This window comes from Alteromonas sp. RW2A1, assembly GCF_001886475.1.
Classification (GTDB): Bacteria; Pseudomonadota; Gammaproteobacteria; order Enterobacterales; family Alteromonadaceae; genus Alteromonas; species Alteromonas hispanica.
In genome coordinates, this window is the sequence record NZ_CP018031.1 from 1,978,164 (window position 1) to 2,004,790 (window position 26,627).

A 26,627-nucleotide genomic window follows, 5' to 3' on the forward strand; every position below is an offset into this window, starting at 1 on the left:
ACGTTATATCGAACAAGCGCGGCTAGATTAACCACCCGCGCTGCATTCAATGCATTTTATTCAGCTTCTTTTGTTGCCTCAGGCTTCATATGAGGGAACAAAATTACGTCTTTAATGGTTGAGCTATCGGTAAACAGCATAGCTAGACGGTCGATACCAATACCTTCACCTGCCGTAGGCGGTAGGCCATACTCAAGCGCACGAATATAGTCATCGTCAAAGTGCATGGCTTCATCATCGCCTGCATCTTTTTCTTCAACCTGCTTCGCAAAACGCTCAGCTTGGTCTTCTGGATCGTTAAGCTCGCTAAAGCCGTTCGCTAATTCACGTCCGCCTACGAAGAACTCGAAACGGTCAGTAATGAACGGGTTGTTGTCGTTACGACGTGCAAGCGGCGATACTTCCCACGGATATTCAGTAATAAACGTAGGCTGTTCAAGCTTCTCTTCAGCTGTTGCTTCAAAGATTTCACACAGGTATTTACCCGCGCCCCAAATACCGTCAACCTCAGGCTCTTTGATGTGAAGCTGCTTCGCCATGGCTTTTAGCGAATCTAGATTTGCCTCTGGATCGCGAATGGCCGCTTCATCGGCTTCAGGCCAGTATTTTAGAATAGCATCGCCCATGCTCAAGCGTTCAAACGGCTTACCAAAATCATACTCTACTTCAGACGTGACATTACCCTCGGCGTCTTTCGTAGTATTCTTGATTATGCTGGTGCCAAGAATATCTTCTGCCAATGTGCGCAGCATATCTTCGGTAAGGTTCATCAGGTCATTGTAGTCTGCATACGCCTGGTAGAACTCAAGCATGGTAAACTCTGGGTTATGACGAGTTGAAAGGCCTTCGTTACGGAAGTTACGGTTAATTTCGAACACGCGCTCAAACCCACCAACGACCAAGCGCTTCAAATAAAGCTCTGGGGCAATACGCAAGTACATATCAATGTCTAGCGCGTTGTGGTGAGTAACAAATGGCTTCGCAGTAGCGCCACCTGGAATAACCTGTAGCATTGGCGTTTCTACCTCTAGGTAGTCACGCTTGGTCAGATAATTGCGAATACCGTTTACAATTTTACTGCGGATCATGAAGGTTTTACGGGTTTGCTCGCTGGTGATCAAATCTACATAGCGCTGGCGATATTTAGTTTCCTGATCGCTCAAGCCGTGGAACTTTTCTGGCAGCGGACGAAGCGCTTTGGTAAGCAGTTCGTATTGCTCCATATTCACGTAAAGGTCGCCTTTACCTGATTTGTGCAAATCACCTGCTACGCCAATAATGTCACCAATATCCAACGCACCGTATTTAGCTTTAAGGGCTTTTTGCGTGTCTTTGTCAGCGTAGGCCTGAATGCGCCCAGTCATGTCTTGAAGCAACATAAATGGACCGCGCTTTGCCATTATACGGCCAGCAATACTTACCTTGTTACCCTGCTCTTGCAGAGTTTCTTTATCGAATTCACCGAACTTAGCCTGCAACTCATCAGCGTAATTTTCGCGACGAAAGCTGTTTGGAAAGCCGTTGGCACGGCACTGTTCGCGAATAGCGCTTAACTTTGAACGGCGCTCAGCAATTAATTTATTATCGTCAGTTTGTTGGTCAGTCATAACCTTTCACTTCGTTGTTCGGTCTACAGCCCTGATTTCAGGCTAGCTTCAATGAATTTATCCAGACCGCCGTCTAGCACGGCCTGAGTGTTGCGTGTTTCAACGCCGGTACGCAAATCTTTTATGCGAGAATCGTCTAAAACGTAAGAGCGTATTTGACTCCCCCACCCAATGTCAGACTTACTGTCTTCCATTGCCTGTTTTTCAACATTTTGTTTCTGCAGTTCAAACTCATACAGTTTAGCTTTCAACTGCTTCATAGCCTGATCTTTGTTTTTGTGCTGCGAGCGGTCGTTCTGACATTGCACCACAATACCCGTTGGCTCGTGGGTAATACGCACCGCTGAATCTGTTCTATTAACGTGCTGTCCACCTGCGCCAGAAGCACGGTAAGTATCAATACGCAAATCCGAAGGATTGATATCGATATCGATATCATCATCGACTTCAGGATAAACAAAGGCTGAAGAAAACGATGTGTGTCTTCTGTTGCCCGAATCGAATGGCGATTTACGTACAAGGCGATGAACGCCTGTTTCTGTGCGCAGCCAGCCAAAGGCATACTCGCCTTGTATCCGTAATGTCGCACTTTTTATACCTGCTACTTCGCCGTCTGACACTTCGATGAGCTCGGTTTTGAAACCATGAGCTTCACCCCAACGAAGATACATACGTAGCAGCATATTGGCCCAATCTTGTGCTTCCGTACCGCCAGATCCTGATTGAATGTCAATGTAACAATCATTCTCATCGTTAGGACCAGAAAACATGCGCCGAAACTCTAATTTTTCTAGCGCTTCTAGCAAACTATTGAGTTCGCTCTGCGCCTCTTCAAAAGTTTCCTCGTCTTCGGCTTCAACGGCCAGTTCAACAAGACCTTCCACATCGTCGGTGCCCTGATCTAAATTGTGAATAGTTTCCACAATTTGCTCTAGTGCTACCTTCTCTTTCCCCAGCGCTTGAGCCTTATCTGGCTCATTCCACACGTCTGGGTTTTCAAGTTCTCTACTTACTTCTTCTAAACGCTCCGACTTTGCATCAAAGTCAAAGATACCCCCTAAGCGCGTCGGTGCGCTCGCGGATGTCTTTTATCGCATTAGTAACCGGGTTAACTTCAAACATAGTCCGCTTATCAATTAAAAATTAAGACCGCGGATATTACCGAATTTAGCGCAATTTTGATAGAGCCCCTCTTAAATAAGCGGCAAATAAGACAGAAATTACACTGCATATTTACATCTGTTCACACCGATTAATTTTGACTATTTAATAAACACCCTATTGCTTTTTATTTATTTAAGCTTACACTTGTGCGCCGAATGAGCGTACAAGTGTACGCAAAACTAAAATACAAAGACTATAAATAAAGAGCGCAAAAGCAATAGTGAAAACATTAATAAACAAAGCCACATCAATTTTCTTCCACCATTCAACGTGGGCGGGATATTGGGAAACCGTGGTTCAAGCTATCAAGCCATCGTGGCGAGATGGCTATTATCGAGCTCGGGTAAAATCGGTATCGCCTCTTGATGAGACAACATTGCAGCTTACCCTTGCTCCACAAAAAAAATGGCCAAGTCATTGTGCAGGACAACATATTTCAATAACGCTTGAAATAAACGGGAAACTGGTAAGCCGCGTGTTTACCATTGCAAGTGGTCAAAGCAGCAGAAATACGTCTGGCGATATCCGACTTGTTATTCGCACGAAAAAAGACGGCGCCTTAACACCTTATTTAGGCTCTCTGTCATGTAATGACTGGGTCAATATTTCTGCGCCTATGGGTAACTTCCTTTTCCCGAATGAAAGTAGGCCCAGCGACAATCGATCTGCACTCGCCAACACTCACAATGCTGCGCATTCACAAGAACCCCAAAAACGCGCCTCATCTATTTTGATGATAGCTGGCGGTTCTGGCATTACGCCCTTCATAGCTATGCTCGACGATATGGCGTTAATGACCCACACCAAACCTACTGTGCATTTGTTGTATTTCGCCAAGGAAAATGAACACCTACTTACAGACGAGCTGGAAGTTTATCAGCGTAAAAATGGAAACTTTAGCTACCAGCTTCTTAGTCGACAGCAAGATGGAGATGTAGAAAATCATTTAGCTGAACACGCTCATTCTCACTGGATGGTATGTGGCCCTCAGTCACTTTACGAGGACGTTGCCCGCATGCAGTTAATCACCAAGACGCCATTGGATAGCGAACATTTCGCCGCTTTTCCCACAGTCTCTCTAAATGACGTTTCGCAGAAGAGTGACGAAGCTACCTCTTTCTCACTCACCCACAACGGTAATACGCTATCAGTAAACAATCAGCAAACCTTGCTTGAGCAATTGTTAGAAGCGAATCAGCCCGTGACCTATGGCTGCGGAATGGGAATTTGTCATCAATGTCAATGTGTGAAAAAGCGCGGGGTAGTTCGCGATACTCGTACTGGGGCACTGTCTGATAGTGCAGAACAATTAATTCAGCTTTGTGTGTCACAAGCAGTCACAGATTTGGAGCTTCAAGCATGATAACAACAAGTAATAAAATTGCCATTAACGATACGTTCATTTCACAAGAAAAGGCATCTGCAAGTACCAGCGACGTTGCTCCGACTAAACACATCTCAACACCCAATTATGAAAAATTAGCAGAACAACTGGACGGGGTTAAAATTGAGATAAAAAGCAAACTTGGTGAGGAAGATGCAGTCTATATTCGACGCGTTATTTTAGCCCAGCGAGCGTGTGAATGGACGGGTAGAATCTTCCTCTTTTTAGGGTTTCTTCAGCCTCTTCTATGGGTTTTTGGTGTGCTGAGTTTAGCGACTGCTAAAATTTTGGACAATATGGAAATTGGCCACAATGTTATGCACGGTCAATACGACTGGATGAACGATAAGCATATCAACTCAAAAGCATACGAATGGGATATTGCCTGTGATGGCTCAAGTTGGAATAGAGTTCATAATTACGAACACCACACCTACACAAATATCATAGGCAAAGACAGAGACTTTGGTTACGGCTTACTGCGTTTATCGAATGACTTTCGCTGGCGGATAAAAAACCTGTGGCAGTTTGTTACCTACATTCTGTTAAGTGTGCTGTTTCAATGGGGCGTGTCGTACCATGAAATGGCAGCAGAGCGGGTATTTTTTGGTAAAAAGAAAGATAATCGTAAAAACCAAATATCACATTCAGAACTAAAGCGTCGCTTTTTTAGTAAAGGAGCCCGCCAATTAGTTAAAGATTATGTATTATTTCCTGCATTGGCTGGCCCATTCTTTTTGTATGTTTTCACCGGTAACTTAGCGGCTAATTTACTGAGGAACTTATGGACGTCTACCATTATCTTCTGCGGGCATTTCACCGGTGATGTGCAAACTTTTAATGCCGAAGACTGTGTTGATGAAACCCAAGGACAATGGTATTACCGACAAGCACTGGGGTCTTCAAACATAAAAGGCGGCACACTCTTTCATGTGCTGACCGGCCACTTGAGCTTTCAGATAGAGCATCATCTGTTTCCAGATATTCCCGCACGCCGCTACAAAGAAATGGCCCCCCGGGTGCAAGCCATTTTCAAAGAACACGGCATGCACTACAACACGGGCGGATTTTTCAGTCAGTATGCAAGCGTGCTTAAACGTATCTTGCGCTACTCGTTTCCGTAGCCCAGCTTATTTTCTCAGCGCTGGCTAATTTCGTAGCGCTGCTTAGTTTCGTAGCGCTGCTTTGAACCCTAACCAGCCTGCCATTGCGCTAGCGCTGGTTAGGAATGTGCCCCACGCCCAATCTATAAGCATAATAAACAAAGTAAACCCGTCGATAATGCTATATGCGGTAAGATTATAAGCACCGTAACTCGCAAGACCCAGTAAGGCACCATCAATTCCCGCATATAACAGCGACTTGTCACGGTTTGCTACTACTGCTAGCACAAACACAACAAAGCCATACATTACATAAAATACCAACCACGGCCACGTTATAAACTGTGATCGCAACAGTGGCGCCATTTCAGTTTGATACCAGCTGTCAGCGATAATACCTAACCAGAGAAAATCGAGAACGCCAAAGCATATAAAGATAGCTAACAGCGATACGACAATGTTTTTTGCGTAGTGTAAAATATTACTTAGCATTAGTGATGTTTCTTCTTAATTGAGAAAGGCCTGCGCGAAATTATTATTGCGGTGCTATTCAATCCGTGCATAAGGGAGGCTCAACAATACCTTTTGACACATAAGAGTGACAGCCGAACAAATCAGTTGACTGTAAACAAACGCCTTCCGCGCGAGCTCCATAATGTGATTCTTTATTTTTAGCCACGCAAGCAACCTCGCATTGAGTACTATCTGTACACGCTTTCCCCGCATCGTTTGCAGGAAGAACACAAGACTCATGCTGTTGCATTCCCAGCTTTTTCCACTCACCACCTTCCTCTTCGCATACCTTTTTATGTGGAATAGCGTACGCTCTTTGAACCAGAGGTAAGGTTGTATCGACAACATGCTCTATTTTTTCTATGTCTTTTACCAATAACGCAGGCGGTGGTTTCGATCCACAAGCGGATAGCATTGCAAGTAGCAAGCATGGAAGGGCAGCAATTTGGCAGGTCTCGCGAAAATTACGAATGCTTGAAGACGGCAACTTGGTCTCGTCCTTGTTGTTTTGCTTTATAGAGAGCTTGGTCTGCATGACTAAGAAGCCGATCATAATCGTTGGCAGAGGAGATGCCTGCGACTCCTATACTCACAGTAATCGAAAGGTTATCAGCAATACGATCAAAATCGTGTTCTCTGATATATTTTCGAATACTATCTAGTTCCTCAAATCCATTTTCTGTGGATTTTTGAGGTAACAGTACAGTAAACTCTTCACCGCCCCACCTAGCACATAACGCGTTATTGGGGATCAAGTCTGAAATCAAAGACGCTACTTCCTTAATTACACAATCGCCTATGATGTGAGAATAGCAGTCATTTACCTGTTTAAAGAAATCGATATCGATAATTGCCAAACAGAGGGGTTGATTGTTTGTTTTTGCTGAGCTGAACAAACTCAGCGCGCGCTTATCAAAAGCCCTCCGGTTTGCAACACCTGTCAATTCGTCATGAGTTGCCTGGTACTCGAATTGTTTTGTCTGCAATTCTAGCGACTCAGTTTGTTCAGATACTCGCCTTCTTAATATTGCTTCAGTTCTTTTTAAATGATGAAAACGCAGTCTAAATGCTGACCATATTAAACCAAGTGCAGCCAGTATTATTATGATTTTAAACGTATAAGTTTGAGTAAACCTTGGTTCTATGCGCAAAATAACAGGAGAATCTACCTCCTGCCAATCACCATTAGGATAGCGGGCACGAACTTTAAAAGTGTAGTCTTTTGGCGCTAAATTTGTGTACTCAGCTATCCTTAGTTGTCCACGTTCCGACCAGCTGTCATTATAGCCCTCCAATATCGTCTTATATTCTATCTTATCAGGCATAGCGTATCCTAAACCTGCATATTTAAAAGTTATACGCTCTGTATTAGGCGAGACAGTTATCAACGTTCTCTCTTTTAGGGAAGAGGTAACGTGTCCATCTAGCTGAACTTCTTCAATAATTACTGGAATGGAAAAGCGATTAATGCGTGATAGCCTTTTTGACTTTATATTTGCAAGTCCGTTTGCTGACGCGAGCCACACATTGTCGCTTTTACTTACAATAGCAGAGGGTTGTGAACCTCCATTTATTTGTCTACTTCTAAGGCCATCTTCCTCTTTGAAATGCTCTAACTGCAGCTTATTTTCTGGTCGATTAATGGTCTTTAAGAGTGCCTCGCGAGAGGTTAGAAACACACCCTGATTTGATGTTATCCAAGCGTTTCCCCCCTTTTCAAATACGATGGCAAAAACTTTATCTACTGGCAAACCTTGCGACCTGCCAACGAATGTTACCTCTTCAGTAGAAAAATTGAAAAATGCCACTCCCCGGTCTGTTGCCATCCACATTCCATCCACATCGGAGTAAAAACTGAATGCATATTGCGCATCGGATTTCTCTGGAAAAGTAAGATTGTACACGACACCATTGTCGATATAAGCCACTCCCATTCCGGTAGCTACCCATACTCGACCAAATCTATCCTCGGATAGACCCATCGTAAAGTGAGCGGGTAAACCATTCTTTTCATCATAACGGTAAAGAGTTCCGTCAAGTGACTGACGTACCAACCCATGCGCAGTACCAAACCAGTGAGTGCCGTCTTTAGCCTTTAAAATAGCGCGTATTTCGTTACTCGGTAGGCCATCTGAACGATCTAAATACGGAACTAACTCTCCCTCTTTGTAAAGCAGAATACCGTCCGTGTAGGTGCCAACGAGTACAGATTCACTGTCGCGATTGGCTAGACTCAGTATGGAGATTGGGCGATCTAGAGGTGACGTAACTGGTTGGAATTTTTCATTTGTTAAAATATCGAGCCCGCTACTGCTACCGACGAAAAGTTTGTCATTCTCAGTTTCTAACACCGCACGAATATAATTACCACTTAACCCCTGGTCTTGTGTGAAGGTGGTAAAAGGAGCCCGACGTAGACTGAAAAGGCCTCCGTTTGTTCCAACCCAGATGGTACCTTCTCTATCCTCAAGTAACGAAAAAATGCGGTTATTTGGCAGGCCGGCCTCTGTAGTCAGCTTTTCAAGTCCCAGTTGGCTTAATCGATAAACGCCATGATTAATGGTTCCGACCCATATATTGTTTTGAGAATCGCGCAAAATGCTACTGATAGATTCATTAGCCAAGCCGTTGTGTAGAACCGAAAATTTATTATCGCTGTGCCGCCATACGCCTCGCTCTGTGCCAACCAAGACGTTGCCATTTTGGTCAAGTGCTAGAGTAAAGGTAGGCCCCGTAAGCTCTTCGTGCTTTGGCGAGGCCAACTCGACGTTCCCTTCGTTATAGACGTAGAGGCCAACATTTGTAGCAAGCCATATTCGCTTATCCCTATCTTCAATAATGCGATATGCACTAGTGTGAGTTAAGTATCTAGCTTTACTACCATCGATAAGTCTCACCTCAAAACCAGCATCCTCTAGAGCCAGCCATACTGTGTTGTCACTACTTTTAAAGGCATGGTTGATCATGGAGCTTGCTGATTTTTGTGCATACCAGCGACGGTCCTCTAATACAGAAAGCCCTCCTCGGCTTCCGGCAACCAGCATCTCTTTAGTTTTAGGGTGGGTGAAAAGACTACGAATACCAGAGTCGGGCAGACCGGTTGGTTTCCCACGTGTGAATATGTCAAATTTTGCTCCGTTGTATCTCGCCAATCCTTCCCATGTTCCAGCCCAAATGTAGCCGTCTGAACTTTGAGCTAGCGCATTGATACTATTATGGGGTAATCCATTTTGAGTGTTCCACGTTTGCGGGAAATATCGAGAAAGAGGAACAACATCGGAGGCCCTCGCCACGCTATTGATCAGTGAGGAGGAAAGAATCGTGATAAGCAAAAACAGTGAGAAAGATAAAAACTTCAATGGATTCTCGTTTAACAACGCCAATGTGATCTAGACATGTCTAAAATAACCTATCGATGAAACACTGACCAGCGTAATCTCATCAATTATTATTGCTTGGCCTATCGCAACAGCATGGATACCCACACAATACGGTGATCTGAACTCGCATTTCTGTTCTCTATTAGTCGATAAAGCTCACTGCTTTTTGTGGGCCAGAACACGCCACCACTCTCAACATCAAGCCCTTTGGACGGCAATACATAGTCTACCCTAGCCCCCCAACTTGCTGTAAAGCGGTCGCTGTATTCACTATCGAACGATTCAGCACCTCCCTGGCTTTTAGGCACAAACTCACTAGATACAAGCGGTGATTAAGTAATTGTTCAATGACACCTACTCGATATTTATCTCCCACGTCAGCTGCATTAAAATCGCCCACTAGCACAAAATTAGCATCTGCTTCTAAGCTTACTTTTTCATTATTATCATCATAAATATATGCTCCCTCATTTGGAGAGAGATAATCTGCCATTAATCGAATTTCATCATGATTGCGTTTGCCATTTCGGTCTTCTGCACCGTCGAATGCTGGAGGTGTTGGATGCATTGCCAAAATGTGAATAGTTTTGCCCTTAACCAACACAGGAACATCCCAATGAGATTTAGAGCTCAAGCGCAACGCGGCCCATTCTTTCTCGTTGTACCACGGTTTAGCTTTGGACGTACCTTCTGAACCATCTGGTATCAGGGTTTCTTGCGGGTGCGGCATATGCTGCCATTTAAAACGCTGGAAAGTGTGTATATTCTCTACGTCGATCGGATACTTTGACAAAATTGCCATGCCATAATGCCCTGGATACATTCCAAAGCCTTGCGCGTCGGCGCCGATCTTTTCGGCCTTGCCGTTGTTATCAAGGTCAAAAGGCGTGGCTATGCCTGTATTTACCGGCGCTATGTAGCTATATGGATAATCTACCGCAGGTTGTCCACTTTGGGAGATATTTAGATAATTATCGATGAAGGCATCAACGCCCTTGGCTTTATCTTCGATATAGTCGAACTCGTTCAACAGCAATATATCTGGATTCACTCGTTGAATTATTTCAGCAATATTTTTAACTTGGGGGTGCTCGCCTGAGCTCAAAATATGCTCTAGAACCTCTGTTCCAGACATAGGCTTTTGCGGTAATGTGGTCAGTTCAGTGACTGTCTTTTTTTCATGGGCTGTCTTTTGTTCATTAGAAAGCCATGCTGCGTAGTTACCAGACTCCATACTGACATTGAAAGTGGCTACTTTTAATGTGTGCTGTGATAAACACAGCGGCGACACTAATGCTAGTTGTGTAAATAACAGCAGTGTTGCATATGCCTGAATCCGTCTCACCAATCACTCCTTTACAGAAAATGCGAAATACAATCTTCAGCTCAAATAACAATACCACGCTTTTTTTATCGCTCCTAAATAATAGCCAAAACACCAAAAGCATAAGATTGCATTAAAATAATAAAAAATAGATTTATAACGCAAAGATAAAACCAAAAGTAGATAAATACGCACTAAAACACTCATAAACCAGTGCTAATATCTCTTCCATCGTTAAATCATAAAGATATCGTTATGTCGAATTGGGTTACTCAAGCGGTAAAAAAAATAAATGCAGATTATCAGCGTTCGGCCGACACGCACCTTATCAAGCTAGAAGCTCTCAAGCTTGATGGTATAGACATTTACCTTAAAGATGAAAGTACACACCCCACAGGCAGTTTAAAACATCGCCTCGCCCGCTCACTATTTTTATATGCATTGTGTAACGGCAAAATTAATCAACACACCACTGTTGTTGAGGCGTCGTCAGGCAGTACAGCAGTATCTGAAGCCTACTTTGCTCGAATGATCGGCGTTCCATTCATTGCAGTAATGCCCCGCTCTACTGCACAGAAAAAAATTGCGCTTATTGAACAATTTGGCGGCAGGTGCCACTTTGTCGATTGCCCAACCCAAATGCATGATGAGGCTATTCGAGTTGCTAAATTACACAATGGTTACTTTATGGACCAGTTCATGTTTGCTGAACGAGCCACAGATTGGCGGGGTAATAACAATATCGCTGAAAGCATTTTTCACCAAATGCAGGCAGAGCCCTACCCTGTTCCTCACAGTATTGTAATGAGTGCCGGAACCGGCGGCACTTCCGCAACGATTGGTAGATACATTCGCTTTAAAGGTAAAACCTCGAAGTTAATAGTTGTAGACCCTGAGTACTCTGTGTTTTTTGATAGCTACAAACAGGGCAACGGTAAACTTACTGCAAATAGAGGCAGCAGAATTGAAGGAATTGGAAGACCCAAAGTGGAAGCTTCATTTCAGGGCGATGTAATCGACGATATGATTCAAGTGCCTGATGCAGCCAGCGTTGCCACAATGCACTGGTTAAACGATACGCTGGGTATTAATGCAGGGCCATCAACGGGAACAAATTTATGGGGTGCACTGAAAGTTGCCCAGTCAATGTTAGAAAACGGTGAGCAGGGCTCTATTGTGACGCTTATGTGTGATAGCGGAGAACGCTATCTAGATACCTATTACAATGGCAAGTGGATTGACAGAGAAATAGGTTGTACTGGTGAATATGAAGAGATATTAAACGCCCTAGAAGTGGGTTAATCTCTTACACGTTATTTCCACATTTACTTGCAAGGAAACATTATGCGAAAGGTCGATAACGCCATTCTATTCACTTTTACCGCCATCTCATTTTTTATCAGTGTCAGTGGTAGTAGTGTTAGTGCCAGTGCCTACACAAATAGCGCTGTTAGTGCAGCTAATGCTCAGAGTAAAGGTGTTAACAAAAAGGACAGCGGCTACGAGAAGGTATTTTCAAACCTCGCACTGCAATGTATCCATCAAGAATATCCTAATATTATTAAGCACACGATGAGCAGCGATGCCGATGCAAAGACGCCAAAAGCACTTTATCCTGCATTTTACGGCTGTCTCGACTGGCATTCTTCCGTGCATGGTCACTGGCTATTGGTTCGCATGTTGAATACAGGCGGCGATAACATTGCAACCGACTCAATTATTGCCAGCTTGCACAAAAGCTTTAGCCAGCAAAATATCGAAGGTGAAATAGCGACGATACAACGGCCTAATAACAAGGCGTTCGAACGTCCTTACGGTCTTGCATGGTTTTTACAATTAACCGCTGAGTTGCGTCAGTCGCCGTTACCTGAAGCAACCACATGGCTTTCGCGACTTAAGCCTTTAGAAAACATTATTGTTGAGCGTATAGAAAGCTGGCTACCTAAGCTCGCTTACCCCATACGCACAGGAGAACACAGCCAAACTGCTTTTGCCTTTGGCTTAATGCTAGATTGGAGTCGTATTGCAAAAAGTGAATCCTTTGAAGCCCTACTCACATCAAGAATAAAAGATTATTATGAGAGTGATACCCGCTGTCCAATAAGCTACGAACCATCAGGGCAAGACTTTCTGTCGCCTTGTTTAGCACAGGCAGACCTAATGCGTCGCGTGATGTCTAAAGAAGAATACGGCGAATGGCTTACTGACTTTTTCCCAACGCTAACTAGCACAAGCAATAACTGGTTGCAGCCTGCTGCGGTAACCGATAAATCTGATGGTAAGTTGGCACATTTAGACGGTTTAAATATAAGTAGAGCGTGGATGATTGAGGGCATCATAAACGCTTTAGATGCTAACGATCCGCGCATTGGCGCACTGCAAAATGTAATGCAAGCACATCGCGATGCCGGATTAAACGCCGTGCTAGAGGATATGCACTATATGGGAAGCCATTGGCTTGGCAGTTTTGCCAGTTATCTAGAAACATCGAGAGGTATTGAGTAAACACCTGCCCTGACGCTGCTGTAGGAAAATACACCTGATAGCCAAAGTAAACACTCATTTGCTGATTGAATCTAAACAACTCATGAGTGTTTGCAACAAGATAGACATTGCCAGCCAATGGGCTAGCCTCACTAGTTGATACTGCTAATTGGCCTTGCTAATTGAATTCGCTAAAGCGCGGTAAGGTTAGTAATGGATAGACTAAATACTGTTCTTTTGAATTTTAAATCTAACATTTTCAGAGGCATTGGCAGCCATTTCAATTTTAATGAGTACCAAGAGCGCAAATAGAAACCAAAGGTTCTGATCGAACCAGCCCCAGCATGAGGAAAGAGCGACAAAGGTGCTGTTAAACAAAAACGTTTTCATAGTGTTCCTTTAAACTCAAATTTTTAAAAAAAGCTGGGATACACTACTGCATCCCGCAAATTTTTGGTTTTACTGGGAGCACACATAAGCACCAAAACCAGCACCAGCCATTGCACCAGCAACTCCAAAAATACCTAAACTGGCTCCTACAACACTTGCAATTATGCAATTAAACCGAGAGTTGTCGCGTATCCCGCCAGTCCGGCTTTCTCTCATTCGTTGAATTTCCAGTCGACTCGCGCTATTTCCACCACACACAGCATCTATCTCTGAACTTATCAATTCCTTCATTATTTATTCCTTTGTAAATAGTTTCCATTTTCAAAAAAGCACAATAATTAAACTTTCAGCTACAGTATGCCTAAGTTTCTCCCGCTTTCTACTGTACCTAAGCCAATAAAATAAATGGAATAACAAAAGCAAAAACCTGACTCACCTGCGCTCAGGGGCTGGAGATTTGCGTCTAGGGTGGTTCAAGGAAAAAAGCTGAGATAAGCACAGAAAAACGAAAAAGCGCAGCTCTAAATCTGCGCCTATGTCTTAAAATAAAGGCTATGTTCTGCTAAATTGTTGCTATACTGTATATGAATACAGTTATTGAGGGTTGATCATGATCCCAGCACAATTTACAAAGCTTATAGTGTGATCAAGCGCTTTGATCGTGCAGGTGATCAAGCCGTACATATTGAAGATTTTGCGCAAGTGTTTGGCGTCTATCCTCAAGATAAATACAAAAAAGCGAGTATGCGCAATATTGCTCAGGTTATCGGCATCGAAGGTCAAGACGAGGACATCGCAGAATTTACACGCAGATTGGTGTTCAATACGTTAATTGGTAATGCCGATATGCATTTGAAGAATTGGTCTGTGATTTACAAAGACAAGCGCACCGCATCGATTGCGCCTGCTTATGATTTTGTCTCGACTATTCCTTATATCCCCGATGATAGTGCATCGCTGAAGGTGAGCCGTAGCAAGAAATTCAGTGATTTCACGCTGGATGAGCTGTCACACTTAGCGGCTAAAGCCATGTTGCCAGAAAAATTGGTGTTAGATACCGCAAAGCAAACTGTAGCATGCTTCCATGAGGTATGGGCGAAAGAAAAAGCGCATTTACCCCTTACTAAGTCAGTGATTGAAGCCATCGAAACGCACTTACGAAGCATACCGCTACGCTAAATTCCTAGTAGCTAGAGCGTGCATATCTATAAAGATGGTTTAACTTAATGCGATTTTACGGCGCTTTTCGCCGTAAACTGGAAATTTGGTAAACTGCACAATGATACCGGTGTCATGATAAGGCTGATCTTCTGAACAAATCATGCATCTTTCTGACCATCAACAAGTGATGAATCAGGCGATGATAGCTTTACATTGATTTTCAGGAGAATGCAGATGACAGCAGTAGCGCACCAGGTAACCCCTTTTCTAACATCTTACGAAGTGATGGCTCGTTACCACATTAGCTATACGACGCTCTGGCGAAGAATAAAAGATGGCAGCTTGCCGCAACCTCGTATTAACCGAAATACGCGAAATAAGCTGTGGCACATTGAAGACTTGGAAGAGTATGAGAAGAAAGAGGACTGAGCCTCTTTCTTTTACTGTCCGAAACGCCAGTTGAACGGAAAGCCTGTCGGCTCGATGATGGTTTCTAGCTGTTGATACCAAACGTCGTAAGCATGACGCATTTCATCCAGGTACTGATATTGGTTGTAGATAGCATCCAACCCTTTTTTGCTGTGGCCAATCATCAACTCGGCAACTTCTTGCGTCGTGATGGCAGACATTCGCGTTCGCATCGTTCTGCGAAGATCATGCATAGACCAGTGTTCCATCTCAATGCCAAGTGACCTGCGAGCCCAGATTTTCACATTGTTAGGAATAGTGGTATCAAAGCCATTTGTGGCAAGCTTTTCTTGTCCGTTCGCGGGAAACAAGTAAGTTGATTTGCTCATCTGCATCGCCAGTTCAATCAGCTCGATAGCAGGCCTAATCAATGGCCGCATGATCGGCGCTCCAATTTTCTCACCTTGTTTGCGGATCTCTATGGGCACTGTCCACATTGCAGATTGCAAGTCAAAGTGATGCTTTTCAGCTTGAATGAGTTCGCCCTTGCGCCCTCCCAATAAGAGAAGCAGTTTTATGTAGATGCGATTCTTCTCAGTGATTTTTGACTCATGCAAATAGCGCCAAAGTATCCTTATCTCGTTGTCATTTAGCACCCGAGTTCGTTTGCCTTTCTTACCGCCAACCTTTTTTGCTGTGATCCCAGCGGCAGCGTTAATTTCCAAAATTTGTTCATCAATCAGCCAGTCATAAAACTTGTGCAGCACAGACACCAGACGTTCTGTGTTTGAAGGGGACGACTCCGAAACCTCACGAAGACAGTTTCGCAAGGACAATTCATTGATGTCAGTTAATGGGTACTTGCCAAGTCGGGGCAGCAAATATATTTCACTGCTGCGTTTTTGGTAGTGCCACGTTTTCTCCTTTAGCCCTTGCTTACCGGCAGAGTCTATCCAGTCTCGAAAAATCGATTCGAAGCTTTGGTTGGCAGAATACTTGGCCCGTTCCTGCTGTAGGTAGAGCTTGGGGTTTCTGCCCTGATCAAGTACCGCCCTTAACCTATCCAGCTCATTCCTAGCTTCAGCAAGCTTCATAAGTGGGTAAGTACCTATGTCTACCCGCTGTTGCTTGCCATCAAACCGATAACGAAACTGAAAAACAATTTTGCCCTTGGGCGATACCCGAGCACTTAGCCCATCTCGGTCGGCTTTTACTACGGTTTCTTTTGCTTCTTTATTTAACCTGGCATCGAGCCAGCTAACTGATAACGCCATGTTATAAGCCCAGCCCTAGTTTTGATTTTAATGATTGTTTACGTGATTCTGCTTTGGGTTCTGGCGCTGTACTCTTAGAAGTAACTTCACCATCTGGTGCAAGACCATCCACCGGTACAGATGTCGTGGATAGATTGGGTTGGCTCATGTGAATTAACCCAAAGGTGGCCAGCATCCGCAGACGCTCAGCGCGTTCCCGTGGCGGCGTCTTTTCTAATTCTTTGAGCAGTTCAGGGTGGCTCCCTGGGGGAATGTTGACGACAACTCTCATAATCAGGCCCCATAAAACCAGAAGCCTCGGACGTTCGCCAAAACAGACTGTTCCGGCACGATGATCTTGCTTCGTGAAAAAATCTCCTTGGCCGCTTCCTTATAAGCCATGGCTCCACCTCCGGCGATCAATACCAAGTCCGCATTGATGCTTTCGTCACGCATGGATTGGCGCATGGCTGTAAGAGCAACAGGCGCTACCTTTTTCATGGCAGCATTCAGATAAGGTGAAATATCGACTTTTTCTCCAAATAGCAGCACCTGCAAGTCGCCGGTTCTCATGGCTTTTTCAAGTCGATCCATTCCGACTTTGGCACCGTGATCTTCCGAAATCAGCTTATCAATGGTTTCCAGTAGCACGGACATTGCCTGAAGACTGGTTCCAGATGAGCTGTAGCGAATTTCTCCGGCCTCAAGGGCAACCCAGTCAACAGAAAAAAAGCCGGGATCTATGACGACGACACGACCTTCTTCAATCAAGCCCAAATCACCACCTGTTTGAACCAGATCCATATAGGCACCGGCAGGCTGCGGCAACACTTTGACGTCACGAACGGTGATGCTGCGCTTAGGCGTCACTTGATGGACACCTTTTAAACGCTGCACAAGGTCAGACTTACGTTGTGGTTCATGAAACTGGGAAACCGGTAATCCAGTGACAACCAAATCGATGGATTCTGTTTCAGCCATTAACAAGGCGGCATGAAAAAGCGCCTTATAGGTTTTTGTGGTGGGATATTCCGGGTGAAGCTCTCGTTCCCAGCTTTGAAGGCGTCCAGCTGGCACACCGGCGGCCCAACGCTCATTATCGACAGATACATACAAACAAGTTTCATCATCGCCTCCACCGATACGCTCCGGCATACGATCCGCAGGACCGGCTCCCGCAGGCAGAATAATGGTTTTCGGTTCACTGCCTGATTGGCCAATAGCCAGCTTCAGGTTCGAGTAACCGATATCTACGCCTAATACAAACATACTTATCTCCTGTGCACTCAAAGTGCTCTAACGGTTTTCAATCAACCGCGCTGGTCACGCTTGGGCATGCCCAAGTGCTCTGGCGGTTCACTCAAATGTCATTATCAGGATTCGGTGCACTGGCGGTGGGCAGAAAGGTGACAAATCCTTTCATCTATCTGCCTATTGCATTTTCGCAAAAGTATGAGAATAGGCGCTGTTTGGCGGCGGATGACTGAGCCAAAAAAATCGATACGCCAAACGTCGTTTGCATTCTGGCCTGAACTTGCCAAACGGTTTGTATTTTCATGGCAATACGTCTTTTTAGGCGTTTTTAAGTGAAATCGGCCTGTATCCCTTGTCAGGTATGGGATTGCGCGAGTTGATTTATATCGAGACGCCAAACAGCGATTGTTACGGCAGTTTTACGTTTGGCGTTTCGATCCAAAAGCCAAACGGATAGTGGTTTTGGCTTTTGGGGTTAATTGGATGGGGAAATTGGTTTGGTAGAAATCGTCAATGAACAATGGAAATCAGAAGTATCAAATTTATTGCAGCAAGAAACGGACAGGCTAAAAGCGCTGGCACGAGCTGAAGTTGATGACTTTTGGGTTACCCATTACAAGGTTCGTGAAAATACGCCCTTTAAAGATTGGGGGCTGCTTGGTGTCCGTATCAGAGACTTTAAGTATGGCTTTGGCATAGAGTGGTACATCAACAGTTTTCACGGTCAACGAGGCAAGCGCGTGGTCTTTAGTAAGGGACTGCGTATTTCAAAGACGAAGCTGAGATACGCATTTTTGGACTGCCAAGGTTTGGCCAAAGAATGGGAGCTAGCGCTGGCCATGGAGAAAGAGGAATTCTTCAGTGATGTTCGACGCCAAGTTGATAAGCTCAACATGTTGCGTCGCAGAGTGAACGCTTATTGCTAAGTTGTAAATGGTTATAAATGGTTATATCATTCGGTTCTAACCTTAGGGGAGTAGTCTCTCAGTTTTTACTGTGATAACCGTCAACAGTCTCCGAACAGCAGTTCGTGGCGGTTATGTCCATACTTGGATTGACAAGACTTAAGGCAAATGGCGCTCTCGGGGTGGAGAGTCTCGTTTGCCTTTGTCTAAACCACCCCAAGGAAATACTCATGTCACAGCTAACCATCGTTATTACGATCAATCGATTGGCGTCTTATGCCAGTGGAAATACTCGTAAATTTTCATTCAGTAAAGCCATTAAACAACTCCTAAACTGCACCTTCTGTAGTAATACGAGTCATTTTAAAAACGGGAGGTGCGCATAATGTTAGTTGCTTCTTTAGCCATTCTAGCTGGCTTTATTTTATTAGTTTGGAGTGCTGACCGCTTCGTTGAAGGCGCAGCCGCGACTGCAAAATATGCAGGCATGCCGTCATTGCTAATTGGAATGGTCATTGTTGGTTTCGGTACGTCTGCACCTGAAATGGTTGTTTCTGCAATGGCGGCCATTGATGGCAATCCAGATTTAGCCCTCGGTAATGCGCTCGGCTCGAATATCGTCAATACAGGTTTAATTCTAGGGTTAACAGCTATTATTACCCCAATATTGGTGCAATCAAAAATAGTCAGAAAAGAGATCCCTTTATTATTGCTTATTAGTTCTGCGCTCGGTTATTTCCTTTGGGATGGCTCGCTAACACGTTTTGAGTCTGTTCTTCTTCTGGTGGGGTTCTTTACCTTAATTGGCTGGAGTATTTACTCTGCTATGAGAGGTAAAGGGGATAAATTAGAAAGTGAAATGGATCAAGAACTGGTTGAACACGAGATGCCTATCAAAAAAGCTATTTTTTGGCTGGTGATTGGCTTGATTCTTCTGATAGTGAGTTCACGAGTACTCGTTTGGGGAGCAGTGAGTATCGCAGAGGCACTGGGTGTTAGTGATTTAATTATCGGCTTAACGATTGTTGCTTTGGGCACGTCACTCCCTGAATTAGCAGCATCCATTATTGCAGTTAGAAAAGGTGAGCATGATATCGCTATTGGCAATGTGGTGGGTTCTAACATGTTTAACTTACTCGCTGTCGTTGGTATCGCAGGCGTTATATCGCCGATTACAGGTATGTCTTCCGAGGTTATGTCTCGCGACTGGTTAGTTATGATGGGTTTGACAATCGCCTTGCTATTTATGGCCTATGGATTTCGTGGTGCTGGACGGATTAACAGATTGGAAGGCGCAGGTCTGCTAATCGCATTTTGTGCTTACAACACTTGGTTAGTTTCGTCTGTGATTTAATAGCAAAATCAAAAATAATAAGTGGGCATGTGGATTCAACTCACATGCGCACAATGAAAGAGAGAGATATGAAAGATTCATTTATTCAATTTTGGCAAAATCATTCAGAGGCAATAGTAGCGCTTGGTTATAATTTAATCTTGGCTATTGTTATTTTGGTGGCAAGCTCACTTATTGCAAGAGCAGTGCGCAAAGCGATTCAAGACACTAACTCTAAGTTGAAAAAAGTTGACGCGACCCTGATACCAATATTTTCAACCGTAGCCAGTTACGCGGTATATGTCATCGGCGGTGTATTTATTTTAGACATCTTTGGGGTAAATACTGCTAGTCTTATCGCTCTGGTTGGTGCGGCAGGTTTGGCAGTTGGTCTTGCGCTTAAAGATACGCTCAGTAACATCGCAGCTGGAATCATGCTACTGATCCTTCGACCTTTTAAATCTGGAGATTTTATTGAGTTTGGTTCAACTCAAGGGACAGTTAAAGAGATAAATCTTTTTACAACAGTGCTTGAAACTATAGATGGATTGTATATTGCTTCCCCGAATAGCGTCTTATGGGGAAATAATATCAAAAACTTCACCCGTAATGGTAAACGACGGATGGATATTGTTGTTGGTATTTCCTATTCCGACTCCATAGATGACGCGTTTAAAATATTGCAAGGTGTTGCAGAAAATGAATCAAGATTGATGACTGATCCAGCGCCTCAGGTAATGGTTGCGTCCATGGCCGACAGTGCAGTAAATATTCAGCTGAGAGCATGGGCAACAAATGAAAACTATTGGTCAGCTTATTGGGATTTAAATAAACAAGTAAAAGAAGCTATTGAAGCGGCTGGTCTGACGATTCCGTTCCCTCAGCGTACGCTCCACATTATCGAAAACTCAAGCAGCAAATAAAGAGAGCATTACCATACTCGCGGTAACTGGTCCCAGCGTGTTGTATAAGCGGGAGACAAATGCTCTCGCTTCATCGACCAATCTTTCTTCGTACCTTGTCCAGCAAAGAAAACCTTTCCGGCACCGCTTTGGTTAATGGTGTCCAATACAGACATTAACTGCTGGCTATTAGAGCGGATCGATACGTCATCGAATAGTCCTGGTTGAAACATGCCGGGATCGTAAAAGTCAGACAGCATGACGCCCGCTTTGGCATAACGAAAACCATCCTTCCAAATCCGCTTGAGTAAGTGATTGGCCAGCTCGATAAAATCCCGCGTGTCGCAACTGGGGATTAGCAATTCACCCGATGCAGAGTTGCTGTATTGCGGCTCGTTGTCCTTAAAGGGGCTGGTACGTATGAACACGGTCAGCACTTTGGCTTGCTGCTGTTCTTTGCGAAGCTTCTCAGTGGCGCGGGTTGCGTATTCACATACGGCCTCACGTAACAATTCAAATTGCGTTACTTTTACGCCAAATGAACGGCTACAGACGATTTGTTTCTTAGTTGGCGGGATCTCTTCAAGTTCAATGCACGACTCACCATTGAGCTCTCTGACGGTTCTTTCTAAAACCACTGAAAACTGGTCTCTGATGGCTCTAGGAGAGGCATTGGCTAGGTCTAAGGCTGTGGTGATACCTAACGCATTTAATCGCTTAGAAAGCCGTTTACCAACTGTTAATTTGCACCGCTATGGAGCCAGTTGACTTGCGGCGTAAAGGCACCACCTAATTTGCACCTAATGGCGCCACCGGATTTGCGGCTAATGGCGCCACTAAATGTCCCTCTTTTTCCCTCAAACTTCATTGTAAATCGCGTATCTTTATGTCTACTTTTTAGGCAAGGAGATGGCGCATGGCAAACAAGAGGTTTGAAATGTATCAATATCGACAAATACTCGTTCGGATGCGAATGGGTGAATCTAATCGCGCGATCGCGCAAGCAGGCTTAATGGGGCGCAAAAAAGCTCAGAAGCTGAGAGAAACTGCTGTTGAGCATGGTTGGTTGGATAAGGTGAATGCGCTGCCAGATAACACCCAACTTGCGGCTGTGCTCAATGTGACGGTGCATACGCCATCGTCATCTGTGTCTTCGGTGCTACCGTTTGCCAATAAGGTCAATCAATGGATTGAGGACGGTGTGCAAGGCAGCACTATCCATACGACCTTGGTCAATAACCACGGCTTCACCGGCAGTTACTGGGCGGTAAACCGTTATATTAAAAGCGTCATCGCTACTCAACCTGGCAAGGTCTCTACCGTGATGGAGTTCGAGCCAGGCGATGCGACGCAAGTGGACTTCGGTGCAGGTCCGCTCATCGTCGATACCCGTACCGGCGAAATGCGTAAGACTTGGATATTTATTATGACCATGGCATGGAGCCGTCATATGTATGCCGAGTTTATCTGGGACCAAAGTGTTGATACATGGCTATCGTGCCACCGACGCGCCTTTGAATGGTTTAACGGGGTGCCTAAGCGTGTCGTGATTGATAACCCTAAGTGCGCCATCACCAAAGCCTGCTATCACGACCCCGATGTACAACGAGCTTATGGCGAATGCGCCGAAGGCTATGGCTTTTTAATTGCGCCATGCCCGGTGCGCGACCCTCAGAAGAAAGGGCGTGTAGAGTCAAACGTCAAGTATGTCAAAAATGCGTTTGTTCCCTTGCGTGAGTTTAGAAGCTTAGCCGATGCCAATGCCCAATTACGTGAATGGGTGTTAAGTGTGGCCGGTAATCGCGACCATGGTACGACAAGGCGACAACCCTTAACGCAGTTTAAGGAGATTGAACAAGGTTTACTTACCGCGTTGCCTGACGTCCCGCCCGAGCTGGCAACATGGGCGAAAGTCAAAGTGCATGGTGATGGCCATGTGCAATTCCAGCATTGTCGTTACTCAGTGCCATATACCTTAATTAGAGAATCACTGTGGCTTCGCGCCAGTGATACCAGTGTGCGCATTTACCAAGGGTATGACTTGAAGGCGACCCACGGCAGGTTACGTCACCAAGGTGGCCGCTCCACGGTGCCGGACCATCAACCGCCTGCGGCGCAAGCCTATAACATGCAAGACCCACAATATTGCTTAGCCCAATCCGAGAAGATAGGGGAATACTGCCATGTGTTTACCAAACGCCTGTTCGCCAGTCGTGTGCTCGATAACCTACGGGCCGCGCAAGGAGTTATCAGTTTAGCCAAACGCTATGGTAATCAGCGTCTTGAGGCCGCGTGTGCCCGTGCCTTGACCTTCGATAACGTGCGCTACAGTGCGGTGAAGCAAATCCTTGAAAAAGGGCTGGATAGCTTACCGCATCAAGGCGATGCGTTTGACAGTTTAAGCGACAGTTACACCGGCGGTGGTCGCTTCCACCGTGATCCTAACAAACTCATCCCTCATTAAAAGGACATTAATATGATTAATCCCATTCCAGAATTATCGCCACTATTAAAACAACTTAGACTATCGGGTATGACCGATTCACTGGCTCAGCGTAACCGTGAAGCCATCGAACATCAAATGACCTATCCAGAGTTCTTAGCCCTGCTTGTTCAAGATGAGGTGGCCAGACGTGACCAAAAGAAATATGCCACACGGCTGCGCCGTGCGGGCTTTAAATCCAATAAAACACTGGAAAGCTTCGATTTAAGCAACAACCCAAACCTCAATCAAGCCTATGTGAAAGAGTTAGCCACTTGCAGCTTTATTGATGAAAAAGTACCTGTACTCATTGCCGGTCCTTGCGGCACGGGAAAAAGTCATTTAGCCCAAGCCATTGGTCACTGCGCGGTACAACAAGGCGTGGACGTATTGTTCTTCACTCAAGCAAAACTGCTCGCCAACCTCTATGCAGCAAGAGCCACCAACACATATGAAAAGCGCTTCCAAGCGCTGGCAAAGGTGCCACTGCTCATCATAGACGACTTCGGCTTAAAACCACTGAAATCCCCACAAGATGAAGACTTACACGACCTAATAGACGAGCGCTACGAACAACACGCGACCATCATCACTAGCAATTTAGACTTCACAGAATGGGGCGATGCCTTCCCAAACAAACTACTCGGGGCCGCCACACTTGACCGACTAAAACACAACGCATATCGCTTAATCTTAGAAGGAGAAAGTTACCGAAAACTACGCTCAGAAAAAGGAGCAAAAAACCAACATGCTGGACGTAGTGCTAAAAAACACAACGCATATCGCTTAATCTTAGAAGGAGAAAGTTACCGAAAACTACGCTCAGAAAAAGGAGCAAAAAACCAACATGCTGGACGTAGTGCTAAAAACAGTCAATAATCAACTTGTTTGAGGGTAAAAAGAGCCGGTTTAGGTGGCTCCATTAGGCCGCAAATGGGTGGCGCCATTAGGGTGCAAATTGACACCAACGCCCCAAACATCATCAACCGGGACTAATGCGAGCAATCGACGTTGCCGATCTGGATTGGTCAGGTCTACAACCCCCTGAGTGGCAGGATATTTCTTGGCGGCATGGTTAGCCAGCTTGGCGAGTGTTTTAGTCGGTGCAATGCCTACACAGACGGTGATCCCAATCCAGTGGCCTATGCGCTCTCGCACTTGTTGTCCGAACTCGACAAGGGATAGGACAGACTCAATACCGGTTAAGTCCAAAAACGCTTCGTCAATGGAGTAAACCTCTACTCGTGGTGCCATCTCTTCCAAAGTGCGCATCACTCGACTGCTTAAATCTGTATACAGCTAGTACAGTTGGCTAAGAATTCCCGCTAAAAATAGGCGAGTAAGTGAGCAACCATTCTGCCGCATGGGTTGCTGGCGTCTAACACCAGAAAAATCACCCAGCCCAACCCGCTGTCTATTTTTTAAGGTGGGCATTCATCTACATGTCTAATTTTTTACCAATTTGATCGCTAAGATGTACTAATTTGATTACCGAGGGAGACTGACGGACTAATTACTTAGGGGCTTAATCGTACAATCTCCACTCGACACCACACAACTCACTTCTGGACATTTCTGAGTTGCATTTTAGCTAATTTAGAAAAACATGAATTAGATAAAGTATGGAAATTTCACTCGCTTTGATGATGGTGCTCACTGATAGGGTATTCAAAACTACTGAACCGCTCAATGGCCAATATTGGTTTGCTTCAACTGTTTAAGCGCCCATCGATCAACTGATACGCACCACTTAAGCAATCATATACATATGCTAACGCAGCAACACGGTTATTTTCATGGGGTTGAATACCTATTTTTGAAGCCCACTTAACTGAAGACCCTTGCTTCATAAGGGATAAAAAATTCTTTCCAATATCAGTACCAGAATCTCCATAAAGACTAGGTGCACTGTAGTTCCACTCATTTCTAATTGCGCTAGGTAAAGCCCACCTGTCATTAGATGAAGATACAATATCCTTTAGCAGTTGACATGCTGTATTGTGTTTATCCGATACTTTTATAGGATTGATTAGGCTACTTACATTTGTCCAAGCGACTTGATGAGGTCTAGCTCCCGTTTTAATGATATCTAGTTTAATTTCATTAAAATTATTACCTTGAGAAGCCATTACAGCAAAGCTACTTGGGCCATCAATGTTAAACATCGATGATGTACCTGCTTGAGCTGCACTTAATAATCGGGTTTGATCTTCTTCTGTCAGGTTGGTTATGAATTTTCCTGCAATCCTTGAAATCTCATTGCACATGAAGTAGCAAGCATAATAAGTTGTAACAACACACCATGCAGCTTGTAGATCACCATTAACCTGTTCAGTTAAGTGTTTAATTTGGTTTTCTACACGAACTTTTCCAAAGTGAAAGTCCGTTAGAATTGCATTTAGATAGTCACTCATCGGCATGGTAACCTCAAGGCGGCTTGAGTTGATCACTTGAACATCTATATCGACAATAGAGCTAACTAGGGCTTTTTTGAAGCTATTAGCCATCGAATAACTTGATGGCTTATCACTTCTTTGGAATCCCAGTGAAGTAAGCCTGCCTAATACTTCCTTTGATATTTCAGAACTGATCATGATTAAAACAGATCTTGAACCGAGCCAAGTTTGTGGCTATGAATTTCAATTAGCTCTTGCATTTCATCACTCATTTTCTTGATAGCATCACGGTTTGTGCCTGTATGAATAGCAAAGTTGAATGGTTTTAAACCTTCTAAGACTTCCTTTAGTGCGGAGGCAGAGTAGCTTTTTGAATACATCATTGAAAGGCCGCAAACTTGTCCAAAGATGCTAAATACAGCTTCAAAATATGCTGCTGTAGTTAGCTTTTCGCTGCTCCCTAATGTGCTTTCAAGAACACCTTGTACAGCGGAGGTATAGTTTGATAATAGACGTTTTTTATCATCGTAAGCCAAGCTAGATAATGGATGAACTTTCAATATAGGGTCTAAGGCTGCTTGAAATGGAACATGCGAGATTTTACCTCTAGAACTAGAGGTTGCACTGAGTTTTCCGTAAAGGGGAGAATCAGGCTCATTTCCAAGCTCATCGAATAATCGGGCTCTAACAGCATCGAGCGAGTCCTCTTCAGCCAAAAACTTTAACAACTCAAGACGAAGTGTTTTAGGCACGCCTTTCTGGTTAGAGTTTATATCTATAAAGTATTGAACTTCGTTAGTGTGTTCTAAACCTTTAAAAATACACACGGGTAGTTCAATATCTTGCTCTGCCAAATGAGCGCCATATAATCGATGCTGACCATCAATAACGAATAAAGAGTTAGGAATCAGTTCCATCGATAATTCAGAATTACTGAATGATATAACTGAGTTTTCTTGAGCACTCAGAATTACGGCCCCTGGGATTAGATTCCCTGAATCTAAATATTCCGCGATCAGCTTAGCTCGTGGTTCTGACAAATGACGCTGATACCCCTTTTGTGCATCCTCATCTACTCGAGAAACTGTGGCAACTTGCAAAATTTCACTAGCCTTCATTGCCGTAAGGTATAAATCAATATCATCATTACCTATGCTGAATGCCATTTTATTAATTTGAGTCAT

24 protein-coding genes and 2 pseudogenes are annotated in these 26,627 nt (G+C 44.4%); 11 read left to right on the forward strand and 15 right to left on the reverse strand.

Features of this window, described 5'->3' with window-relative positions; all coding sequences use genetic code 11:
* Window positions 1-56: 56 nt before the first annotated feature.
* Window positions 57-1,607, reverse strand: coding sequence for a lysine--tRNA ligase (gene lysS / locus BM528_RS08870; RefSeq protein WP_071979573.1), 1,551 nt, complete (start codon window positions 1,605-1,607; stop codon window positions 57-59).
* Between the two features lie 23 nt (window positions 1,608-1,630).
* A protein-coding gene (gene prfB / locus BM528_RS08875) for a peptide chain release factor 2 (RefSeq protein ID WP_100971238.1) occupies window positions 1,631-2,729 on the reverse strand; the annotation gives its coding sequence in 2 pieces (ribosomal slippage) (window positions 1,631-2,653 and window positions 2,655-2,729; 1,098 coding nt in all).
* A 262-nt stretch (window positions 2,730-2,991) separates the two neighbouring features.
* Here prfB and BM528_RS08880 point away from each other — a divergent pair.
* Both BM528_RS08880 and BM528_RS08885 read left to right on the forward strand, forming a co-directional pair.
* On the forward strand, window positions 2,992-4,134 hold the full coding sequence (locus BM528_RS08880; RefSeq protein ID WP_232230618.1) for a flavin reductase family protein: 1,143 nt from the start codon (window positions 2,992-2,994) through the stop codon (window positions 4,132-4,134).
* 92 nt (window positions 4,135-4,226) lie between these two features.
* Window positions 4,227-5,279, forward strand: a complete 1,053-nt coding sequence (locus BM528_RS08885) for a fatty acid desaturase family protein (RefSeq protein WP_071981243.1) — start codon at window positions 4,227-4,229, stop codon at window positions 5,277-5,279.
* A gap of 42 nt (window positions 5,280-5,321) precedes the next feature.
* On the opposite strand, the gene BM528_RS08890 is transcribed toward BM528_RS08885, so the two are convergent.
* The 4 genes and pseudogenes from BM528_RS08890 to BM528_RS08905 all read right to left on the reverse strand — a co-directional run bounded on the left by BM528_RS08890 (window position 5,322) and on the right by BM528_RS08905 (window position 10,385).
* Complete coding sequence (locus tag BM528_RS08890) at window positions 5,322-5,750, reverse strand: DUF2177 family protein (RefSeq protein ID WP_071979576.1); 429 nt, start codon at window positions 5,748-5,750, stop codon at window positions 5,322-5,324.
* 58 nt (window positions 5,751-5,808) lie between these two features.
* Window positions 5,809-6,306, reverse strand: a complete 498-nt coding sequence (locus tag BM528_RS08895; protein ID WP_232230619.1) for a hypothetical protein — start codon at window positions 6,304-6,306, stop codon at window positions 5,809-5,811.
* Complete coding sequence (locus BM528_RS08900) at window positions 6,236-9,130, reverse strand: ligand-binding sensor domain-containing protein (protein WP_083595247.1); 2,895 nt, start codon at window positions 9,128-9,130, stop codon at window positions 6,236-6,238. The genes BM528_RS08895 and BM528_RS08900 overlap by 71 nt, the downstream gene beginning before the upstream one ends.
* Window positions 9,131-9,231: 101 nt before the next feature.
* Window positions 9,232-10,385, reverse strand: a pseudogene (locus BM528_RS08905) (endonuclease/exonuclease/phosphatase family protein).
* A 345-nt stretch (window positions 10,386-10,730) separates the two neighbouring features.
* On the opposite strand from BM528_RS08905, the gene BM528_RS08910 reads away from it, so the two are divergent.
* Both BM528_RS08910 and BM528_RS08915 read left to right on the forward strand, forming a co-directional pair.
* Window positions 10,731-11,777: a PLP-dependent cysteine synthase family protein gene (locus BM528_RS08910; RefSeq protein ID WP_071979577.1), complete on the forward strand. Its 1,047-nt coding sequence runs from the start codon at window positions 10,731-10,733 to the stop codon at window positions 11,775-11,777.
* Between the two features lie 42 nt (window positions 11,778-11,819).
* Window positions 11,820-12,980 (forward strand): DUF2891 domain-containing protein, encoded by a 1,161-nt coding sequence (locus BM528_RS08915; protein ID WP_083595248.1) that lies wholly within the window; start codon window positions 11,820-11,822, stop codon window positions 12,978-12,980.
* 201 nt (window positions 12,981-13,181) lie between these two features.
* Here BM528_RS08915 and BM528_RS18650 read toward each other — a convergent pair whose 3' ends face one another.
* Together BM528_RS18650 and BM528_RS08920 are read right to left on the reverse strand one after the other, a co-directional pair.
* Window positions 13,182-13,349 carry a hypothetical protein gene (locus BM528_RS18650; protein ID WP_198033604.1) on the reverse strand — a complete coding sequence of 56 codons (168 nt, stop codon included), beginning with the start codon at window positions 13,347-13,349 and terminating at the stop codon, window positions 13,182-13,184.
* A gap of 69 nt (window positions 13,350-13,418) precedes the next feature.
* Complete coding sequence (locus BM528_RS08920) at window positions 13,419-13,640, reverse strand: hypothetical protein (RefSeq protein WP_071979578.1); 222 nt, start codon at window positions 13,638-13,640, stop codon at window positions 13,419-13,421.
* Between the two features lie 351 nt (window positions 13,641-13,991).
* Here BM528_RS08920 and BM528_RS08925 point away from each other — a divergent pair, with 351 nt between their 5' ends.
* Window positions 13,992-14,528, forward strand: coding sequence for a type II toxin-antitoxin system HipA family toxin (locus BM528_RS08925; RefSeq protein WP_442855902.1), 537 nt, complete (start codon window positions 13,992-13,994; stop codon window positions 14,526-14,528).
* A gap of 216 nt (window positions 14,529-14,744) precedes the next feature.
* The gene (locus BM528_RS08930; RefSeq protein WP_000127614.1) at window positions 14,745-14,939 is read left to right on the forward strand and encodes a helix-turn-helix transcriptional regulator; all 195 of its coding nucleotides are present in this window, start codon (window positions 14,745-14,747) and stop codon (window positions 14,937-14,939) included.
* Window positions 14,940-14,950: 11 nt separating this feature from the next.
* Here BM528_RS08930 and BM528_RS08935 read toward each other — a convergent pair whose 3' ends face one another.
* The 3 genes from BM528_RS08935 to BM528_RS08945 are packed head-to-tail and all read right to left on the reverse strand — an operon-like array spanning window position 14,951 to window position 17,440.
* A complete protein-coding gene (locus BM528_RS08935; protein ID WP_015066534.1) occupies window positions 14,951-16,192 on the reverse strand; it encodes a tyrosine-type recombinase/integrase in 1,242 nt (413 codons plus the stop codon).
* A 1-nt stretch (window position 16,193) separates the two neighbouring features.
* Window positions 16,194-16,463, reverse strand: a complete 270-nt coding sequence (locus BM528_RS08940) for a hypothetical protein (protein WP_015066535.1) — start codon at window positions 16,461-16,463, stop codon at window positions 16,194-16,196.
* A 2-nt stretch (window positions 16,464-16,465) separates the two neighbouring features.
* Entirely contained in the window at window positions 16,466-17,440 is a 975-nt protein-coding gene (locus BM528_RS08945; protein WP_015066536.1) for a ParM/StbA family protein, read from the reverse strand.
* Between the two features lie 482 nt (window positions 17,441-17,922).
* Between BM528_RS08945 and mobI the strand changes: the two genes are divergently transcribed.
* The 3 genes from mobI (at window position 17,923) to BM528_RS08960 (ending at window position 20,586) form a co-directional block, all read left to right on the forward strand.
* Window positions 17,923-18,351 carry a conjugative transfer protein MobI(A/C) gene (gene mobI / locus BM528_RS08950; RefSeq protein ID WP_425292817.1) on the forward strand — a complete coding sequence of 143 codons (429 nt, stop codon included), beginning with the start codon at window positions 17,923-17,925 and terminating at the stop codon, window positions 18,349-18,351.
* A 364-nt stretch (window positions 18,352-18,715) separates the two neighbouring features.
* A complete protein-coding gene (locus BM528_RS08955) occupies window positions 18,716-19,684 on the forward strand; it encodes a calcium/sodium antiporter (RefSeq protein ID WP_015066537.1) in 969 nt (322 codons plus the stop codon).
* Window positions 19,685-19,752: 68 nt separating this feature from the next.
* Window positions 19,753-20,586 carry a mechanosensitive ion channel family protein gene (locus BM528_RS08960; RefSeq protein ID WP_015066538.1) on the forward strand — a complete coding sequence of 278 codons (834 nt, stop codon included), beginning with the start codon at window positions 19,753-19,755 and terminating at the stop codon, window positions 20,584-20,586.
* Window positions 20,587-20,594: 8 nt separating this feature from the next.
* Here BM528_RS08960 and BM528_RS08965 read toward each other — a convergent pair whose 3' ends face one another.
* A complete protein-coding gene (locus tag BM528_RS08965) occupies window positions 20,595-21,203 on the reverse strand; it encodes a DinB/UmuC family translesion DNA polymerase (RefSeq protein WP_071979579.1) in 609 nt (202 codons plus the stop codon).
* A 299-nt stretch (window positions 21,204-21,502) separates the two neighbouring features.
* On the opposite strand from BM528_RS08965, the gene istA reads away from it, so the two are divergent.
* Window positions 21,503-23,029 (forward strand): IS21 family transposase, encoded by a 1,527-nt coding sequence (gene istA, locus BM528_RS08970; RefSeq protein ID WP_083595380.1) that lies wholly within the window; start codon window positions 21,503-21,505, stop codon window positions 23,027-23,029.
* 12 nt (window positions 23,030-23,041) lie between these two features.
* Entirely contained in the window at window positions 23,042-23,926 is an 885-nt protein-coding gene (istB, locus tag BM528_RS08975) for an IS21-like element helper ATPase IstB (RefSeq protein ID WP_269529773.1), read from the forward strand.
* A gap of 75 nt (window positions 23,927-24,001) precedes the next feature.
* Here istB and BM528_RS08980 read toward each other — a convergent pair.
* The 3 genes and pseudogenes from BM528_RS08980 to BM528_RS08990 form a co-directional block, all read right to left on the reverse strand.
* A pseudogene (locus tag BM528_RS08980) lies at window positions 24,002-24,346 on the reverse strand (Y-family DNA polymerase); the annotation flags it as partial.
* Between the two features lie 410 nt (window positions 24,347-24,756).
* Window positions 24,757-25,641: a hypothetical protein gene (locus BM528_RS08985; RefSeq protein ID WP_156844044.1), complete on the reverse strand. Its 885-nt coding sequence runs from the start codon at window positions 25,639-25,641 to the stop codon at window positions 24,757-24,759.
* A 2-nt stretch (window positions 25,642-25,643) separates the two neighbouring features.
* Window positions 25,644-26,627, reverse strand: a complete 984-nt coding sequence (locus BM528_RS08990; RefSeq protein ID WP_071979582.1) for a DGQHR domain-containing protein — start codon at window positions 26,625-26,627, stop codon at window positions 25,644-25,646.

Excerpts from the sequence above, each read along its gene's own strand:
- lysS (WP_071979573.1), bottom strand. The coding sequence starts at position 1,607 with ATGACTGACCAACAAACTGACGATAATAAATTAATTGCTGAGCGCCGT.
- BM528_RS08890 (WP_071979576.1), bottom strand. The coding sequence starts at position 5,750 with ATGCTAAGTAATATTTTACACTACGCAAAAAACATTGTCGTATCGCTG.
- BM528_RS08895 (WP_232230619.1), bottom strand. The coding sequence starts at position 6,306 with ATGCAGACCAAGCTCTCTATAAAGCAAAACAACAAGGACGAGACCAAG.
- BM528_RS08910 (WP_071979577.1), top strand. The coding sequence starts at position 10,731 with ATGTCGAATTGGGTTACTCAAGCGGTAAAAAAAATAAATGCAGATTAT.
- BM528_RS08915 (WP_083595248.1), top strand. The coding sequence starts at position 11,820 with ATGCGAAAGGTCGATAACGCCATTCTATTCACTTTTACCGCCATCTCA.
- BM528_RS18650 (WP_198033604.1), bottom strand. The coding sequence starts at position 13,349 with ATGAAAACGTTTTTGTTTAACAGCACCTTTGTCGCTCTTTCCTCATGC.
- BM528_RS08920 (WP_071979578.1), bottom strand. The coding sequence starts at position 13,640 with ATGAAGGAATTGATAAGTTCAGAGATAGATGCTGTGTGTGGTGGAAAT.
- BM528_RS08930 (WP_000127614.1), top strand. The coding sequence starts at position 14,745 with ATGACAGCAGTAGCGCACCAGGTAACCCCTTTTCTAACATCTTACGAA.
- BM528_RS08935 (WP_015066534.1), bottom strand. The coding sequence starts at position 16,192 with ATGGCGTTATCAGTTAGCTGGCTCGATGCCAGGTTAAATAAAGAAGCA.
- BM528_RS08940 (WP_015066535.1), bottom strand. The coding sequence starts at position 16,463 with ATGAGAGTTGTCGTCAACATTCCCCCAGGGAGCCACCCTGAACTGCTC.
- BM528_RS08945 (WP_015066536.1), bottom strand. The coding sequence starts at position 17,440 with ATGTTTGTATTAGGCGTAGATATCGGTTACTCGAACCTGAAGCTGGCT.
- BM528_RS08955 (WP_015066537.1), top strand. The coding sequence starts at position 18,716 with ATGTTAGTTGCTTCTTTAGCCATTCTAGCTGGCTTTATTTTATTAGTT.
- BM528_RS08960 (WP_015066538.1), top strand. The coding sequence starts at position 19,753 with ATGAAAGATTCATTTATTCAATTTTGGCAAAATCATTCAGAGGCAATA.
- istA (WP_083595380.1), top strand. The coding sequence starts at position 21,503 with ATGTATCAATATCGACAAATACTCGTTCGGATGCGAATGGGTGAATCT.
- istB (WP_269529773.1), top strand. The coding sequence starts at position 23,042 with ATGATTAATCCCATTCCAGAATTATCGCCACTATTAAAACAACTTAGA.
- BM528_RS08985 (WP_156844044.1), bottom strand. The coding sequence starts at position 25,641 with ATGATCAGTTCTGAAATATCAAAGGAAGTATTAGGCAGGCTTACTTCA.
- BM528_RS08990 (WP_071979582.1), bottom strand. The coding sequence starts at position 26,627 with ATGACTCAAATTAATAAAATGGCATTCAGCATAGGTAATGATGATATT.